Consider the following 16,038-nt stretch of genomic DNA (forward strand, 5'->3'; position numbering starts at 1 on the left):
TCTGGTTCATCTACTGCAACAAGGTTTTCTATTTCGTCATGACTAAATTCAGTGTCATCAATTGCAATAAGGTTTTCCGTTTGTTCTGGTTCGTCTACTGCAACTAGGTTTTCTATTGGATTTTCATCACTAGCTTCCACCTGGCTAAAGAAGTCATCGACAATATTTTGCGCTTCAGTATCTTCTTCCCATTCAACAGCCCCAAAGAATTGATCGACCACTTGTAGACATTCTTCAGGTTGTGGATTTTCTGGATCTTCAAAAACTGTTTTATCTAACTTAAATTCAGGGATAACTAAGCTAGAAATATCTATTTGTTCAGCCTGTTCTACTGTAGTAATTTCAGTTATACGTTTTTCAATTTTTGCCTTATGCAGCTTTACGTCTAAATCAGGAATAGGAATTGAAAGTTCCAGATCCTCAAAGGCAATTTTTTCTAATTGCTTGTGAGTTGGAAAACCCTTAATTGCTTTCATGCTAGGAGAAACGGACTTTAGGCGATCCACAAAAGCACTGTCATTAAAATACTTAGCCTTTTCACACATGATAGGTTTTGTATTTTCCATAAAGATAATTTCTTTATCTTGCGACAATTCTTTTAACTCTTGAGGGAGCATTAAAGCTCGTCTTTGATCTGATTCATTTTCTGAATTTGAGCCACCTTGACCCCATGCCATAGAACGGCTTTGGCCTTTAGATTTTGCTTTGAAAGTGAAATAGCCAAGCATTTCACTATATTCATTGGCATCACGTTGTTCTCTAGGCGGATAAACGATTTGCAAGGCATGGTTAGTCACAAGCCCCCTAGTTTGGGTTTTATAAACGTCCTCTAGCTGGCCAATAGATTGAATAATTGTTAATAAGCGAATGTTATAACCCGCGATAAACGAGTTAGCATCTGCAATTTTCGCTACTTTACCAACAGCCGTTGCTTCATCATTCACGACTAAGCACTGATATTTCAAAGATGAATCTTGTTGTGGCAGTGTTTTTAGATTCACATCAATTAAGAGTGAATAGAACAAATTGATTAAGTTCTTAGCATCCCCTAAACGGTTTGGTTGAACACCAAAATAGATAGACATTCTTTGTCTGCGTACATCTTCAAGTTTAAAGTCACTTGATGAAGTTGCAGCGTCTACAATCGGGTTCGCAAAAATCGTTAAAGGTGAGGTAAAAGTAGAAATGATGTTACCGAGCGTATTGTCTGGTGAACTTAAAAAACGGTTTAAAGCATCAAGGCAAGTATCACTAAGCGGTTTATCACTTTGCGCTCTTTCATCAATAATAGATCTAATATGATCCTGAATTGGCTTACCTTTACCCGAACTCTGTCTTAAAACCTCGCCCATAGTTACAGGCAGATCTTCAGTTTCAAATAGATATAGGGCTAGGCCAAGAAATAAGTTATTAGCATTGTCATTCCAAAAATCGGTTTTAGCATCACCAGTCACAGGGTAGAAGCTTCGACCAATAGCAAGAATTTCACCTACTCTAAAATTTTCGTCATGACTAACGGTATCAAATGGATTCCATTTGTGAGATTTTAGATCTTCAGAAAATGGGCTGAATAGATAAACTTTCTGGCCATTCTTAGCACGAAATTTAGAAGTTAATAGGAAGTTTTCAAGCTTCAAATCCAGTACAACTACACTATCCGAATAGTTTAGAAGGTTAGGAATAACAATCGCTACACCTTTACCGCTTCGTGTCGGAGCAGCCAGAAGTACAAATTGCTGACCGCCAAGCATTAAATATTTATTATGATATTTCCCTACTAAAATTCCCTTATTTCCCATCAATCCAGATTTCTGAATTTCTTTTGTTGTGGCAAATCTGGCATCACCGTGTAACGACTGTTTTTTATTAAACAGACTAGCAATGACTAAAGCAGGGAGAACAAAAGTGATAAATAGTGCAGCGATCAAGGCACCTTGCAGCTTTTTCTTTTGTGCAGGTACATTGTGTGCATATAAATCCCAATAATACCCCCACGTTGTCAGATTCACTTCAGGAAATGGATTGGTCTTATTAGCTAAGTAATAAAGAATACCGGCCAGATATTTAGTAATAAAGAAACCAACGACCGCTAGAAAAATTGCAAGGAGTAGGATCAGGATTTTTTTATTCACGCCCTATCCCCTACAATAATTTCAGCATCACCAAATTGAGCCTTAACTTTAGAAACAGGATCAAATTTGATTTCAGAAATAAAGCGTTCTTTACCTATTAAATTACTTTCATCATCGTATTTTTTCTTCACTTCAACATGAACAATAATATCAATGGTTAAAGCAACTAATTCCTTTAGTGTAGTGGCATCGTAGATATTTGCTTGTTCATGTTCTTTGCACATAAAGACGTAGCGATCATAAGCCAGTGAACAGCTTTCAGCGTGATAACTTGTAATAGATCCACTGTGGCCAGTTGTAAGCAGTTTCAGAAAGTCAAAAGCTTCTCCACCACGTAATTCAGCAAGTAATACACGGTCTGGCTTCATACGCATATTACTAGCGATCAGATCAGATGGCGTTACCTTAGCTTTACCTTGACCACCTTTAGAATAAAGTAGGTGAACCTTGTTTTCATGTGGAACAAAAAGTTCACGTACATCTTCAATAGTGACAAGACGTTCATCTTCAGGAATGTACTGACAAATTGCCTTCATGAAAGTGGTTTTACCCGAACCAGTATCACCAACAACTGCAATATTTTTCTTACATTGAACAGCGAATTTAAAAAATCCTTCAAGATCTTTGTTTTTTAAAAACTGGACTAGCTTAATATCTTCAGTACGTAATACAGGTTTAAATTGCTCAAACTCTTTAGATTTCCCATATCTGAAGTGGTCAAAAAAGCCTTGATCTTTATATTCCTGAAATGATCGGTTTGACTCGTCAGGAATACGGATTGTCATTGATACCGTTCCATTTTCAATGGCTGGCGGTAGAACAATCTGAATACGCTCTCCATCAGGTAATTGAGCAGATAATATAGGGTTTTCTTGGCCAATCCGTTGATTAGTATAGGTAGCAATAACATTAGCTAAAGCTGTTATTTGCGCCATTTCCAGATTTATAGAATGCTTTTCCCATCCTTTATTAGATTCCGTCCAAACTTCGTTAGGTGCGTTAATTGCAATTTCAGTCACCCCTTTAGTTTTTAAGAATTTTTCTAATGGAAGTAATAGCTGTCTAACCATTACATCCTTGCTTAAAACATTATTTTGCGCGGAGTTCATACACACCTCTGAAATCAATATCTTTGGCCACGTAAATTGAAGCTACATCACCCTGATTTTTATAAATTGTTGGCTTGATATTGATTGTTTCATTCAACACTGTTTCAGCCATTGATTTACCCATGTCTGAAGTATTTTGAAGCATATAAGGAGTGCTATTGTTCCCGCCTGTTTCTTTAGAAATACCGTAAGCAATAGCGTCTTGAACTAAAGAAAGCATAAACGCTGCACCGATACGTGCGCCCCAATGGTTATCTACTCGACCACTTAAACCACCTGTTCCTAAATGGTCTGCTGCGGGAGAATCAATATCGACAATAACACCATGCGGAGTTTTTAAGCGTGACCAGATGATACCTAAACGTCTTTGACCTTGTGCTGCAATACTTTTGTATTCTCCAATGACTTCAGATCCCGCTTCAGCAAGGACTACACGACCATTATCAGAATAAACAGGTTGTGGAAGGACACATGAAGCCATACCGCCAATTTCTGAAACGACTTTAACTGACAGGTTGCAACGGATTACACGACCTTTAGCAATTAAGTAATTTCGATCCCCAATAAACCTAGCCTGGACTTTATTAGAGGAATGACTAACCATGTTAGTTGTAGCTTGTTGTGGCTGATGCTGCTGCATAGGTTCATCATCATCATGCGCTAAAGACATCAAACCAGATCCAGAGAAATTACCAGAACGGCTATTACTATTCTGATCCTGTTCAAACTGTTTCATCATGCCTGTTACTTGGTTATAAGCTGCTTGATGATTCATGCTTGTCGGCTGGCCAACCGCCCCGCCTTGTTGTGAAGAATTAACAAAGATCCCGCCACCGTAACGGCTTCCATTATTTAAAGGTACATATTGAGCTTGTTGTTGTGGCTGTGGCTGAATTACTACAGGTTGTTGATTTGCTGCTTGCTGTTCAACTACTGGCGCAGCTTCAGGCTGTCTTAAAATCTGCTGACCATTTTGGCATTGAAAAACCAACATGCCGTTATAAGTTACAGCATTGCCGTTATTGTCTGTTAGCTGTCTAGGAATACTTTGATCCTGACAGGCATCTAGGCTTTGAAATTGAGCATTTTGACCCGCATCCATTGGCATAGGATCAGTATTAGTAAAATTCCTTCTTTTAGTTGAAGCATCTAGGCTTGGATCTATCTGATTTTCTTTTAATTGGGCTGCTTCTTCAGCATCACTACTATCTGAAAAGAAGTTATAGGCAAAGACCGCTATAACAGTAAAAAGTACCGCCATAACTGCAATAAACGCTATTTTTTTACCTTTTCCATCTTCCTGATCCCCACGTTCATTGACAGACACAATGCCATTTTCTGATTCGTTAAATTCTTCATCAGGAGCTTGTTGATCATCTAATGGTTTTTGATCATTAATATTCATTAGTTCATATCCCCAGTAATGACACGTTTAACACCCTCTACAGTAGTGCCATCTTGAGGAGCAACACCGACAGGATCATAAGATTCATTGAAAATGCTCACTACGCCCTTTCCTTGACGTAAAACAAATTTTTTAGCTAGAGCTTCAACAATTAAAAGTTTTGGATCTTCTTTACTGATATGGAAATTAACTTTTTCTTCCCCTTCCGTACCTTCAATAAATACGACTGGAATATCAGTATTTCCTTTAAATCGCATATAGGTAAAACGACCGTCATCAAATAGCATTTCAGGAACAAAATGCTTCCCTTTGCTGTTTGCAGCTTGACGATAATTCCAGTTTTTAGGGATAGGCGCAGCATTGGCTAAACGATGCTGTAAAACCAAAAATTCAGTAAGTTGGCTTTCTTCTTTTAATTGTGCTGCATAAGCGTTATAGCGTTGAGCTTCTTCCTGCTTCCGTTTTTCTTCTTCTTCTTGTGGGTATTTAAAGACAACACGATACATCGGTTTTTCTTTGGCATTATTTAGAACTTGAAAATCAAAACTATAATCACGCTTATTAGTGCGTAACTCTAAGTTATTCCGAGTAGCCTTATCCTTTGGCTTCACCCATACTAAATTTGATCCAGTATCTGCAAAAATACACCAATTGGTGTCATCCTTTTCACAGTCTGAAGGGTATCCAGTAGCAGCACCACGCTCTAAAATTCTTTCACCTTCACCTAATACAATGCGGGTTACAGTGCCTTTTTTGACAGTAATTCGATAAACATCATTAGGAACATAATTGATTGTTCTAATACGTGAATCGGTAGGCAAAGCTTTAGGCGTAATTGCTGCATAAGAGATCCCATGCACCGCCAAACCCAAAGCAAGAATTAATTTTTTCATGTAATGATCCTTTACATTCCTTGTTGAGCTTGTGGCTGAACAGCAGCCCCGCCTTGTTGAATCGGAACATAGACTTGCTGACTAGGTTCAACAACCGCAGCTTGCGCTACAGGTCTGTTAGGAGATAGTTCAGGATCGACACGATAGCCCACGACCTTAAAGCCGAATGGATTTTTAATTAGATCTTTTTCTACCAGTTTATTTAGATTGTTCGGAGCATATTCATATCGAATACTTGCAATATAATATTGTGGCTGTTCATCACGATTAGCTTCGACTGAATGCAAAGTCTTAGTGAAGCGGACACTAGCAGTAAAACCTGTTTCATCCTGATTAGTCTGGACAGAAATCACATCAACTTTTAATTCATATTTTTTGCCGTATTTTTTATCTCTTGCACTATCACCTTCATAGAGTGAAGCAAAGTCATTACCGACCTGATTACTACTCATAGTCATGACTAAATCATAATCTGGCTGTAATAACGGATAGAAATAACTCTCACGGGCGGTTACATAACGAGTAATGTTATTTTTATCAATTAATTCTTGTTTGCCTTTTACTTGCTGATCATCAACAACACCCACGTATTCAACATTTCCTTGAGCTTTATCTACTGTGAAAACAACAGGTACAGTCTGGCGCATTGGAGCTAATGTCACTAATCCAATGGCTTCTAAGACGGCCACGCCCACCGCTACTTTTGCAATAGTCCAAGCTTTACGTTCTGACTTAGCCCGCATCGCAATAAGATCTGCTTCCCAATCCACAGCTTTTTCATAGCTTTTAGCTTCTTCAGCAGCAGATACTTTTTTAAGTTTTTTCATGATAGACCCGATAGACCCTATTAGAGTTATTTCTCTAAGTATGACAAAAAATATAAAAATCGTAAACCAAAATAATATATTTTGGTTTTATAAATTCAATGTTTTCTGAAAAATTGCAAAAAAAATACCCATTTCAAAAGAAATGGGCTTTTTTTAAAAGTTTAGTTACCAGAGTAGCCGTCAAGAATGTTGCCTTTTTGGGCAGCACGTTTTAATCGGCCTTCAATTTCAAGCTGTTGTGCTGCATCTTTTTGAGCTTGCGCTTGCGCCTGCATCAAAGCAATTCGGTTTGCATCATTAGCAACTTGTGACTGTTCCGCTTGAATCCTAGCCTGTAACTCAGCGATAGCTTTAGCATCAGTAGTGTTATTGATCTGTTTACGCAGATTATCAATCTGCTCAGTACGCAGATCCGCAACGCCTAACGCTTGCTGATTTAAAGCCTGTGTTTGTGCATTGTTATTTAATGCAGCTTGACAGGCTTTATAGTTCTGGCCAGTTCTAGAAGCACAGTCATAAACCATTGTGGCATCACGAATGTTCCTAGCTGCTGAAGTCATACCATTGACACCGCCTTGTTGGATGCCTTTATAAATGTCAGCAACATCACTTGGAATCACGTCTTTAAGATATGGATTATTGACAGCATCACCGAAACCACGAATACCAGTAATGGAATCGTATTGCTGTTTTGCCTGTTGGATCTGGTTCACCATCTGATTGTATTGCTCACCCCAAGCCACCATATTTTGAACAGCTTGAACAAGGTTAGCACCGTCAATGACAGGAATACCTGTAGCATTGGCTTGACCACTAATAAACAAAGATGAACCTAAACCCAAAGCTAACAATTGTTTTTTCATTAGAAAAATTCCTATTTGTTTCTTTTGAGGTTAGAGAGTGTGTGTCGTTGATATAACGGCTTAGATCCTCCTGTATTCGAGCTATTGGAATTATTAGAGCTGCTAGAATTCCCTTGAACACTTCCCCCAGTGGTAGGAGTAGCTGAAGCACTATCAGATTTTGAATTATTACCGCCACGACCTTTAGTAATTGCTTGAGCTACAGCACGACCGACACCTTGAACACCCGCCCCACCTGTTATGGCTGAAGCCATCGTTGGAATGTTCCACATGATCACTACAATAGTTCCCGCAACAATACAGAGGGAAACTACAGAAGTAAGAATGTCGCCCGCATCAAAGTTATTAGTGATTTGCGTACACATGCCTGAAACGAAAGCAAAGAGCATACTGATAATTGCTGTGATAAAGCCTATGGTGAAAACATAGCTCAATGTTTGAGAAAGCCAACTTTCAAAATATTTTTGTGTAGCAGGGAACATTGCACACAGAATGAATATGGGACCAACGCCTAAACAAAGTTGCAGACTGATTTTTGCCAGTAAATATAGGCCAGTACCAATGAAGAACAATAGGAATTGAGCGACAGCAACAACAGCAGCAGATAAATACAAGCCAATATCAGGGAAAACGCCAGAAGCTGATTCAGCTTCCTCACCTAATTTTTGGATTAATTCACCCCACGGAACGCTCACTTGATCCAGTAAAGCACCTAACGAAGATTCACCACCTGGACTAACAATTTGAATTAAACCTATGGCTAGTCCGTTAATGGCTTCAACAACAAAGGACTGATAAACCCCTGCACTTAAAGCAATCCCACCCACAAAAGCGATCTTAAAAAACTTCCATAAAGCGGTATAAATGGAATCTTCTTGTGCACCAGTCGCAATATTGTAGCCAATGATCAGGATATAAATTGTTGCAGCAGTCAAAGCTATAGGAACAATTGCAGAAGCGATATTACTACTAACACCTGTCACGTAACTTGCTAATAGAGAATCAATTTTTGTTTCTAATGTAGTAATAATTGCCATTGCAATCCCCTATGAATCCTTAATTATTTTGAATCTGGGTTATATCCATCGAGGATATTTCCCGATCCTTTTTTAGTTTCTGGTTTTACTGATTTTTGAGGTGCAGAAGGATCATATTCATCAAGAATATTACCCTTTTGGGATGCTCTAGCCTTGCGCTGCTTCAGTTCCTCTTGCTGTTCAGCAGTTAAATCTTGAGGTTTTAATTGTTGTGCAGCCTTCACTTCTTCTTTTAACTGCTTAACCTGTTCCTTATCATCAGAACATGCAGTTGTTAAAGTAGAAATAACCAACAAACTTGATAGTGCTAAAAACTTAGTCATGACTAAGCAACTCCTTTTTCTGAAATTAATTTTTTACGTTCTGCGATCCGTTGTAAGAAAAGTTCGCCCCAATCGTTAGGATCTTCACCAACTTCATTCATGAGATTTTCGAGAAGTTCTACATTGTCCTTAGAGCCTGAAATAATCTGTAAAACGTCACGCATTTCGCCTAGATCCATTTTGCAGAGTGCGGAACGGCTACCCTGCTTAACTAAGAACATGCGTGAGTTTTCTTCTAGCTCTCTAATAATTTCAAATTCTTGCGGAGTGACCTTAAAGCCGTTTACATAGTCATCGTAATCAGCACGAGGATTAGGTAAAAAGATTTGAGTAACGCTTTGTTCAACCATTGTTTTACCAATGTCAGAATCTAAAACGTCACTTGGGGATTGCGTCATAAAGACACCTAGACCATTCAATTTACGAATAGTTTTCTGCTTATCTTTGGCAAAATCTTTGAAATATTCATCTGTTAATGGCTTCCAAAACTCGTCCATCCAATAAATAAACGGACTACCATCAATCAATGAATCTGTGATGTGTAATAGATAAGCCATGATTGGTGTACGGACTTCTGGATCATCTAAAAATTCCGTGTAGTCATAACCAAAGATTGGCATTTTTGCTTTAGAAAAGTCTTGAGTATCGTATGGATTATCAAAGACCCAAGATAAATTTCCGTCATGATCAGCAGTGTTACACCATTTAGCTAAACGATCCTGAAGCGAATCCCCCCCGCCATTTACTTTCAGATTCATATATAAAGCTGAAAGTCTGCGGAGTTCTAACGGCATATCATCACGCATAATGGTACGAACAGCCTGACTGATTTCCAGATCTTCGGCAGCATTACGAACACCACCTACCAGAATTTTTACAAGCTTTTCTACAAACTGAATATTTGTTTCAGTCGGTGGTAGCTGCAACGGATTAAAGCCAGTTGGTACACCACGCTCTAAGGCATAGTATTGACCCCCAATCCGTCTAATCCCAATTTCTGCGCCCCTATCTTTATCAAAGAAAACACCCTTCAGATTTTTATACTTACAAGCAAACATCATCATGGCCATGACTAGGGTTGTTTTACCCACACCAGTTGTTCCAATGACACACGTATTACCTGGCATCTTGTCATCTGTAGAATCTTGCTTATCTGGGCTAACATGATGATTAAAGTAAAATGGTTGGCCACTTGGAGTTTTAAATAAAGCTAGTGCTTCACCCCAAGGATTGCCGTCACGTTTACCTCTTGCGAAGTTATGGAAAGGGCTTAAAGCAGAAAAATTTAGGCTTGTGAGATATGCTTCTCTTGGACGCATATTAAAGTTACCCGCTAATTGCGAGAACCATGCACATTCAGGAACAGTATCAATTACAGCCATTTTGAACCCTGCTTCATCTGATAAAGCAGTTCTGGCACTCGAAACATTCAGAGCAACTTGATTTGGTGAATCACCAAAAATCGCAAGCGTATAGTGATATTCGCCTAACTGGAAATTCCCGCTATTAGCTTCACTCATAGCCAGATCAATATCACGAATCTCTTGATCTGAAACGTCCTCTACAGAACTTAACTGTCCTTTAATTGTTTTTAATTTATCTACAGCATCACGCTTGCCATAAACCGTGAAACTTTGAGTTTCAATGTATTCATAGTTTCCATACAGGATGGAATTGCACATTCCTGATTCTGATAAACGTGGAAATTCTTGAATATCCAGAAAGCCTACATATTTTTGAGCTTCAGGATGTTTGATCTGTAAATAGCCGTTTTTGTCACCAAAGAACAAGCGACTACTTGGAATATATTGATCAAGATTAGCTTGTCTTAAAGGGATTTCTTCCCAAACTCCATTAGTTAAGAAACCAAGCAGATTACACATTTCGGAGTAGACAAAACCTTTCTTGGTATAGGTCGCCAGACGTTCTGGATTGTAGTGATATAGACTTGCTTCAACCTGTTTGGCTACATCATCCAAAATATCGAGATCCCGCTTAATCTGCTTTTTCAGGGCTACTGGATCACGACTAGCTTTACTCTTAAAGATCTTTGTTAATCTGGAAATTTCAGGACGATAAAGAATTGTTAAATACAATTCAGTAGCCATCTGTTTATTCTTTTCACCCTGAAACTGCTGATAATATCTTTCATTAAAATCCGCAATAAAATCATTTTCATAAACGCCATTTAGACGTTCATTAACTCCCCTACGAATCTTATGCGTCCAAACAGCAAAGTGACCGCCACCTAAAGCACGATAAAAATTATTTAATCCTTCTTTACGGATTCTAATAATATCGGCTTCAACTGTTTCAAACGAAATGCCTTCTAATTTCCATGTAGCAATGTATTCACCATTTTTAAGCTTAATAACATTGTTGGAAACATGATTACCAAACGGCAGATAGTCTGAAATTGCGACTTCAGCATTTGCGCTATCTTTAACTTGCTGTTTTGAACGCATGATATTGTTATTTCCTTTTCTTTAATTTAAGTGGCGAAAATGAGATTGCTCCCCATTTTTGATGGTTCTGGATCTGTTTCCCTCTTATGCGCCACCGCATCAATACTTGCTTTAATCGTTGGTCATCTACTTTTGTTATTGCCCGCATCCAGAAGTAAATAGGCACATAAATAGCTGCTATAAATAAAGTCACATAGGCACTAAGTAGATAAAAAGACCAACCCGCTAAAAGAATTGCTACCCCCGTCACCAACAAAAAAGGCAACATTGGAACGCCAAAAAGCATGGCAGGACGAGTGCAACCCCTGAAAATTGGATCAGAAAAATTCGACATTAGTTAATCAGCCAAGCAGCGATACCCGCAGCACCACCTACCAAAATCCCCCCGATAACGATGTTAGAAATGTCTGACCACTTCGCTTGTTGCCAAGCCAATTTAAAGCCAGCCCACATGATAGTGATGGTAAATACAGTTACAGCCACACCCGCTAAGACTGACTGAACATTAGCCATAACCGTATTAACTTTTGAGATTTGAGCAAAAGCAGGGCTTGAGATTAACGTCATGAACAACATCAATACGCTTGCTTTGATACCAGTCGTTTTAGTCGTTGTTATTTGCGTTTGATTTGCTTTCATTATTTTCTCCAAGTGAAGCAATTAAGACCTAGCGCATTAAGTACCAAGAACAATATTTTTGGAAAATCAAATATTGTTCATTGGTACTGTATATTTAATATATTACACTAAGTTTTAAACTTTTTGAAAAAATTTTAAAAGATCATAGAAGATTTTAAACTTTTTTCTTTTTCTTTAATATTTGTGCCGTTAGTTAAGAAAAATGAAGGCCGTTTCTCCACTACTGGAAGGCTTTGAAGTTCTGTATTTTCGTTATATCCATTGGAGTTAGGCATATCTGCATTAGTAGCAAAATATGCAAGCTGTTCTGAGCTATTCATAGGAGGTGAGGGAGGATTGAATTTTACAGGCATGGTATTGAGTGAACCATTAGCAAAATAATTCAAATTTCTTGATACTTTCGCTACATACCCATTTCTAAATCCTGATGAATGGTTGCCAGTGTTATAGCAAGACATAGCTTTATAAATATCTTTGCCTTTTGCCCTATTTCGGCAGTCATTAAAGATAAATTGCATTGCGCTTAGATTAGTGCAGGGATCAAAAACTTGCTCGACACTAAGATTTAATCTTTTGAAATTAGCACTATTAATTTGAGCAAAACCAACATCAATATTTCGTCCCTGGCTAATTAATCTTTTGGCCACAGATACAGCTTCTTCATAGCTAGTCGGCTGTTTTTTAAGACCTGCGGCACGATTAACCCCTATCGCAAAAGGATTAAATGAGGATTCAGATTTAACAATTGCAGACGCAATATTTACATCAACTTGTGGCGCACATTGTTGTGCCAAAACTACGAAATCAATCATTACTTTTTCACCTCAAATTTTGGCTTACCTTTTTGATCTGGATAAGTAGCGGAGCACCCATTTTTATAGTTGGTACACCCCCAAAAATAGCCATTTGCCCCATTGATCCGTCTTAAATCACTGGCACATTGAGGACATGAATAGACTTCAAGAAGTGGCTTTTTATTAACTTCAGGCAAAAAGACTTTGCAATCTGTTTCCCGATTAGGACAGAACCAGATCGGATCTTTACCTTCTTTTTTGGATCTGAATAATGGCGTTGAGCATTTAGGGCAAGGATATTTGATTTTCTCTACTGGCTGACCTTTCTTGTCATCCATCGAGTGCTTACATTCCTGATCATTGCAGATCCAAAAAAATTCTTTAGTTTGCGAATTTTGGAATTTATTTAAGCGACCTGTTTTACATTTAGGGCATGAATGAATAACTTTTTCGACTGGTTTACCCTTGTCGTCATCCATCGAGTGCTTACAGTCCTCATTGCTACAAATCCAAAAAAATTGATTGGTTTTAGTATTCTTAAATTTTTTTAATTGGCTTTTACACTTTGGACAAGGTATTGCGTTTATAGCTGTCAGCTTTGAAGCTGTACTTAGCTCTTGAGCAAGTTGAGTGTATAAGGCAGAAACAACCGAATTATATGAAGTTTCACCAGATGCAATTTTATCTAGCTGCAACTCCATCTCTTTTGAATAGTGCAGATCCAGAAAGCTAAATTTAGCTTTTAACAGACTACCAATGAGATCATTCCCTAATTTAGTTGGTTTTAAGACTTTCTTTTCTACCTCCAGAAAGCCCTTATTCAGAATATTGGCCATGATTGATGAATAAGTAGAAGGGCGACCAATCCCGCAGCTTTCCAATTTTTTAATTAGTGAAGCTTCTGTATAGCGTTTTGGTGGCTTAGTTTGTTTTGCAATAACTTCACCGCTTTCAACATCAACTACAGAACCAACTTCTAAGACCGGCACCACGCCTGAAGGCTCGTTTTCATCTTCATTCAGGCAGTCTTTACCAAAAACCATCCACCCTTTTTTTATTAGCTCACGGCTTTTAGCATGGAACTTATATTTTCCATCTTCAGACAGTAATTCCAAAGTAACGGCTTTATATTCAGCTTTGGCCAATTGACTTGAAATAGTACGTTCCCAAATCAATTGATATAAAGCTTTTTGTTCTGGTGACTTTCCTAGATCTTTATCAGTTATGTGAACAGGTCGGATTGCTTCATGGGCGTTTTGCGCCCCATCTTTTTCCTTAAACTTATTAGGCTTTTCAGGTAAAGAAAATTGATTTTCATTAGCATAAGCAAAGATTTCTTCTACACTTTCATCAGCTATGTTTAGCCCGTCAGTCCGAATGTAAGTAATTGCCCCTTGTTCAAATAATGCCTGTGCTGCTTTGGTTGTTTGTTGAGGGCTAAAGCCTAACGCTACACTAGCAGCTTGTAAAAGTAGGGCTGTAGAGAAAGGAGAAGGAGCATTTGAATACTCTGTTTTTTCAGTGCAGTTTAAAACTTTAACTTTCTTAGTTTTTGCAACTTCTTCAGCTAAGGAACGATCTAAAACATAAGGCTGATCCTCAGTTACAAATTCCGTTGTAACCCATTGCGAGATCCATTTTTTAGGCTCTTTATCAAAACTCAAATTAACGCCAAAGTGGTTAGTAACTTTGAATTTCTGGATTTCGATTTCTCTAAGGACAACGATTAAAACAGCAGGAGATTGTACCCGCCCCGCAGATGAAGGCTGACCCATAAGATTAGATGCAATAGGGGAAACTAGATAGCCCACCAGACGATCTAAAGCCCTACGTGCTTCTTGAGCATATACAAGCTGATAATCTAAACCACGCCCATTATTAATGGCTTCTTTAATAGCTTTTTCTGAAATTTCATTAAATTCTATTCGTTCAAATTGACCATCTTCCAGACCTAAACATTCTTTTAAATGCCATGAAATAGCTTCACCTTCCCTGTCTGGATCGGTAGCTAAATAAATCTTGTCTGCTTTATTCAAAAAGGCTTTTATTTTTTCAATACGTTTTTCGCCACCGTCAAAAGTTCTGTCATTAACTTTGGCATCAGGAATAAATGAATATTCCATTGCAAAATCATTGGCTATATCAATACCTAAGCCTTTTCTTGGTAGATCCCGAACATGGCCAACACTGGCCACAACTTTAAAATCAGATCCTAAAAAACTTCCAATTTTTGAACATTTGTTAGGAGATTCAACGATTACAAGATTCATGGGTTATTTCCAAATTGTGAAATTTAGGAAACTCGAAAGCCCACAAAGAAAAGATGAATATAAGAAAGCAACTACTTGAAATTTAGTGAAATCTACAAGGATTTCTAAAAGCAGTGCATCTTGTGGCATGAAGCACACAAGATAAACACATGAAATAACTAGAAAAAATTTTAAAAAATTTCCATATTTATTTAAACTTATAGCCATTTTCTTAAATCCCGTCTTAGAGCTTTAAAGAATACAATCCAAAATATACCATATTGGAAAGGGCTTTTGTATTTTTTTACTTGATTCTTATTATTTTTACTTCTTCTGTATAAATTTTTTCTTTCAAGAAATCATTAAGCCTAGTCAGATCCTTAAAGATCCTAGCTTTATCTTTTTCTCGTCTTGTTGTTAAAGTCCAAACCTTTTGGCCTGACCATGCCAGTTTTGCTGTGATAAAAAATCCACCCTCAAATTCATTAATAATTAACTCTTTAATAAATCCTTGTTTATTAGATTCCTCTAACACCACCTCTGAAATAGAAAAATCAGGATCAATATTTATAAAATCAGTCATCCATAAAACCTTTTAAAGCACCCATAACAAAGGTGCATTATCATCAATTTAGGTAATCTTGGTAAAGTTTTTTTAAATAATTTAAAGAATTTTTAAATATTTTAGCTAAATTCTGCTTTAGTCATGACTAAAAACCTCGATGCTTGGATAAAAGCTGCAAGCTGCAGCGTTTATCCAGGCATCTATATTACCTATCTAATCCAGATCCATAGCACATATATCAGAGCAAAGTGTCTACTTTGCGAACTGACGCAATCAGTTAAATTTTCCCTTCCCTGATTACCGTTGATTTTCAAGTGAGCTTTAAAAAGCTGTGCTTTTTAAATGGCGACCGCAGAAAATAAACTGCTCCCATTTGATCTAGTAGCGGGTTTTAAATAGTACATAGTACATAATATGAGGTTATTAAAAGGGTTATAACCCCACGTTAAAACATACTATTGCAATGCTACTTCTCATAAATGGCGACCCGATATAAGTAGTAAATTATTTAAAAAGGACTTAATATCCACCTGTGGACATTTATTAAATGGGATAAGTTATGACTGAAGAACTAGGAACAGAAACAGAAACAGAAGGAAAGGTATTAGATCGCAGAAAAAGATATAGAAAAAAGCCTACTACCAAAACTCCACTTTCAGTTTATTTCAATATGGATGTTCCTGAAGATGTTGAAGCACTGGAAGCCTTAGAATATTTAAAAGATATTTATGGCGGGG

General features: G+C 37.6%; 14 protein-coding genes. All 14 read right to left on the reverse strand.

Annotated elements, in window-relative coordinates; all coding sequences use genetic code 11:
- On the reverse strand, positions 1 to 2,132 hold a 2,132-nt coding region (locus N518_RS0113860; RefSeq protein ID WP_026444405.1), incomplete at its 3' end, for a type IV secretory system conjugative DNA transfer family protein.
- A complete protein-coding gene (virB11, locus tag N518_RS0113865) occupies positions 2,129 to 3,241 on the reverse strand; it encodes a P-type DNA transfer ATPase VirB11 (RefSeq protein ID WP_026444406.1) in 1,113 nt (370 codons plus the stop codon). The genes virB11 and N518_RS0113860, both read right to left, overlap by 4 nt.
- Positions 3,222 to 4,646 carry a type IV secretion system protein VirB10 gene (gene virB10, locus N518_RS0113870; protein ID WP_026444407.1) on the reverse strand — a complete coding sequence of 475 codons (1,425 nt, stop codon included), beginning with the start codon at positions 4,644 to 4,646 and terminating at the stop codon, positions 3,222 to 3,224. The genes virB11 and virB10 overlap by 20 nt, the downstream gene beginning before the upstream one ends.
- The gene (locus tag N518_RS0113875; protein ID WP_026444408.1) at positions 4,646 to 5,539 is read right to left on the reverse strand and encodes a TrbG/VirB9 family P-type conjugative transfer protein; all 894 of its coding nucleotides are present in this window, start codon (positions 5,537 to 5,539) and stop codon (positions 4,646 to 4,648) included. The genes virB10 and N518_RS0113875 overlap by 1 nt, the downstream gene beginning before the upstream one ends.
- 11 nt (positions 5,540 to 5,550) lie before the next feature.
- Positions 5,551 to 6,366: a virB8 family protein gene (locus N518_RS0113880; RefSeq protein WP_026444409.1), complete on the reverse strand. Its 816-nt coding sequence runs from the start codon at positions 6,364 to 6,366 to the stop codon at positions 5,551 to 5,553.
- A gap of 161 nt (positions 6,367 to 6,527) precedes the next feature.
- Entirely contained in the window at positions 6,528 to 7,229 is a 702-nt protein-coding gene (gene virB5 / locus N518_RS0113885) for a P-type DNA transfer protein VirB5 (protein WP_004644764.1), read from the reverse strand.
- 11 nt (positions 7,230 to 7,240) lie between these two features.
- The gene (locus tag N518_RS0113890) at positions 7,241 to 8,266 is read right to left on the reverse strand and encodes a type IV secretion system protein (protein ID WP_026444410.1); all 1,026 of its coding nucleotides are present in this window, start codon (positions 8,264 to 8,266) and stop codon (positions 7,241 to 7,243) included.
- A gap of 23 nt (positions 8,267 to 8,289) precedes the next feature.
- Positions 8,290 to 8,589, reverse strand: a complete 300-nt coding sequence (locus N518_RS0113895; RefSeq protein ID WP_026444411.1) for a hypothetical protein — start codon at positions 8,587 to 8,589, stop codon at positions 8,290 to 8,292.
- A 2-nt stretch (positions 8,590 to 8,591) separates the two neighbouring features.
- Complete coding sequence (locus N518_RS0113900) at positions 8,592 to 11,054, reverse strand: VirB4 family type IV secretion/conjugal transfer ATPase (RefSeq protein WP_026444412.1); 2,463 nt, start codon at positions 11,052 to 11,054, stop codon at positions 8,592 to 8,594.
- A gap of 7 nt (positions 11,055 to 11,061) precedes the next feature.
- Positions 11,062 to 11,388: a type IV secretion system protein VirB3 gene (locus N518_RS0113905; RefSeq protein WP_005407440.1), complete on the reverse strand. Its 327-nt coding sequence runs from the start codon at positions 11,386 to 11,388 to the stop codon at positions 11,062 to 11,064.
- Positions 11,388 to 11,693, reverse strand: coding sequence for a TrbC/VirB2 family protein (locus tag N518_RS0113910; RefSeq protein ID WP_004644768.1), 306 nt, complete (start codon positions 11,691 to 11,693; stop codon positions 11,388 to 11,390). Before N518_RS0113910 ends, N518_RS0113905 begins: the two co-directional genes overlap by 1 nt.
- Before the next feature lie 134 nt (positions 11,694 to 11,827).
- The gene (locus N518_RS0113915) at positions 11,828 to 12,505 is read right to left on the reverse strand and encodes a lytic transglycosylase domain-containing protein (protein ID WP_026444413.1); all 678 of its coding nucleotides are present in this window, start codon (positions 12,503 to 12,505) and stop codon (positions 11,828 to 11,830) included.
- Entirely contained in the window at positions 12,505 to 14,757 is a 2,253-nt protein-coding gene (topA, locus tag N518_RS0113920; protein WP_026444414.1) for a type I DNA topoisomerase, read from the reverse strand. The genes N518_RS0113915 and topA overlap by 1 nt, the downstream gene beginning before the upstream one ends.
- A gap of 283 nt (positions 14,758 to 15,040) precedes the next feature.
- Positions 15,041 to 15,319, reverse strand: a complete 279-nt coding sequence (locus tag N518_RS0113930; RefSeq protein WP_005248732.1) for a hypothetical protein — start codon at positions 15,317 to 15,319, stop codon at positions 15,041 to 15,043.
- Between the last annotated feature and the right edge of the window lie 719 nt (positions 15,320 to 16,038).

The sequence above is a fragment of the Acinetobacter sp. UNC436CL71CviS28 genome (assembly GCF_000620525.1).
GTDB classification, from domain to species: domain Bacteria; phylum Pseudomonadota; class Gammaproteobacteria; order Pseudomonadales; family Moraxellaceae; genus Acinetobacter; species Acinetobacter radioresistens.

Excerpts from the sequence above, each read along its gene's own strand:
- virB11 (WP_026444406.1), bottom strand. The coding sequence starts at position 3,241 with ATGAACTCCGCGCAAAATAATGTTTTAAGCAAGGATGTAATGGTTAGA.
- virB10 (WP_026444407.1), bottom strand. The coding sequence starts at position 4,646 with ATGAATATTAATGATCAAAAACCATTAGATGATCAACAAGCTCCTGAT.
- N518_RS0113875 (WP_026444408.1), bottom strand. The coding sequence starts at position 5,539 with ATGAAAAAATTAATTCTTGCTTTGGGTTTGGCGGTGCATGGGATCTCT.
- N518_RS0113880 (WP_026444409.1), bottom strand. The coding sequence starts at position 6,366 with ATGAAAAAACTTAAAAAAGTATCTGCTGCTGAAGAAGCTAAAAGCTAT.
- virB5 (WP_004644764.1), bottom strand. The coding sequence starts at position 7,229 with ATGAAAAAACAATTGTTAGCTTTGGGTTTAGGTTCATCTTTGTTTATT.
- N518_RS0113890 (WP_026444410.1), bottom strand. The coding sequence starts at position 8,266 with ATGGCAATTATTACTACATTAGAAACAAAAATTGATTCTCTATTAGCA.
- N518_RS0113895 (WP_026444411.1), bottom strand. The coding sequence starts at position 8,589 with ATGACTAAGTTTTTAGCACTATCAAGTTTGTTGGTTATTTCTACTTTA.
- N518_RS0113900 (WP_026444412.1), bottom strand. The coding sequence starts at position 11,054 with ATGCGTTCAAAACAGCAAGTTAAAGATAGCGCAAATGCTGAAGTCGCA.
- N518_RS0113905 (WP_005407440.1), bottom strand. The coding sequence starts at position 11,388 with ATGTCGAATTTTTCTGATCCAATTTTCAGGGGTTGCACTCGTCCTGCC.
- N518_RS0113910 (WP_004644768.1), bottom strand. The coding sequence starts at position 11,693 with ATGAAAGCAAATCAAACGCAAATAACAACGACTAAAACGACTGGTATC.
- N518_RS0113915 (WP_026444413.1), bottom strand. The coding sequence starts at position 12,505 with ATGATTGATTTCGTAGTTTTGGCACAACAATGTGCGCCACAAGTTGAT.
- topA (WP_026444414.1), bottom strand. The coding sequence starts at position 14,757 with ATGAATCTTGTAATCGTTGAATCTCCTAACAAATGTTCAAAAATTGGA.
- N518_RS0113930 (WP_005248732.1), bottom strand. The coding sequence starts at position 15,319 with ATGACTGATTTTATAAATATTGATCCTGATTTTTCTATTTCAGAGGTG.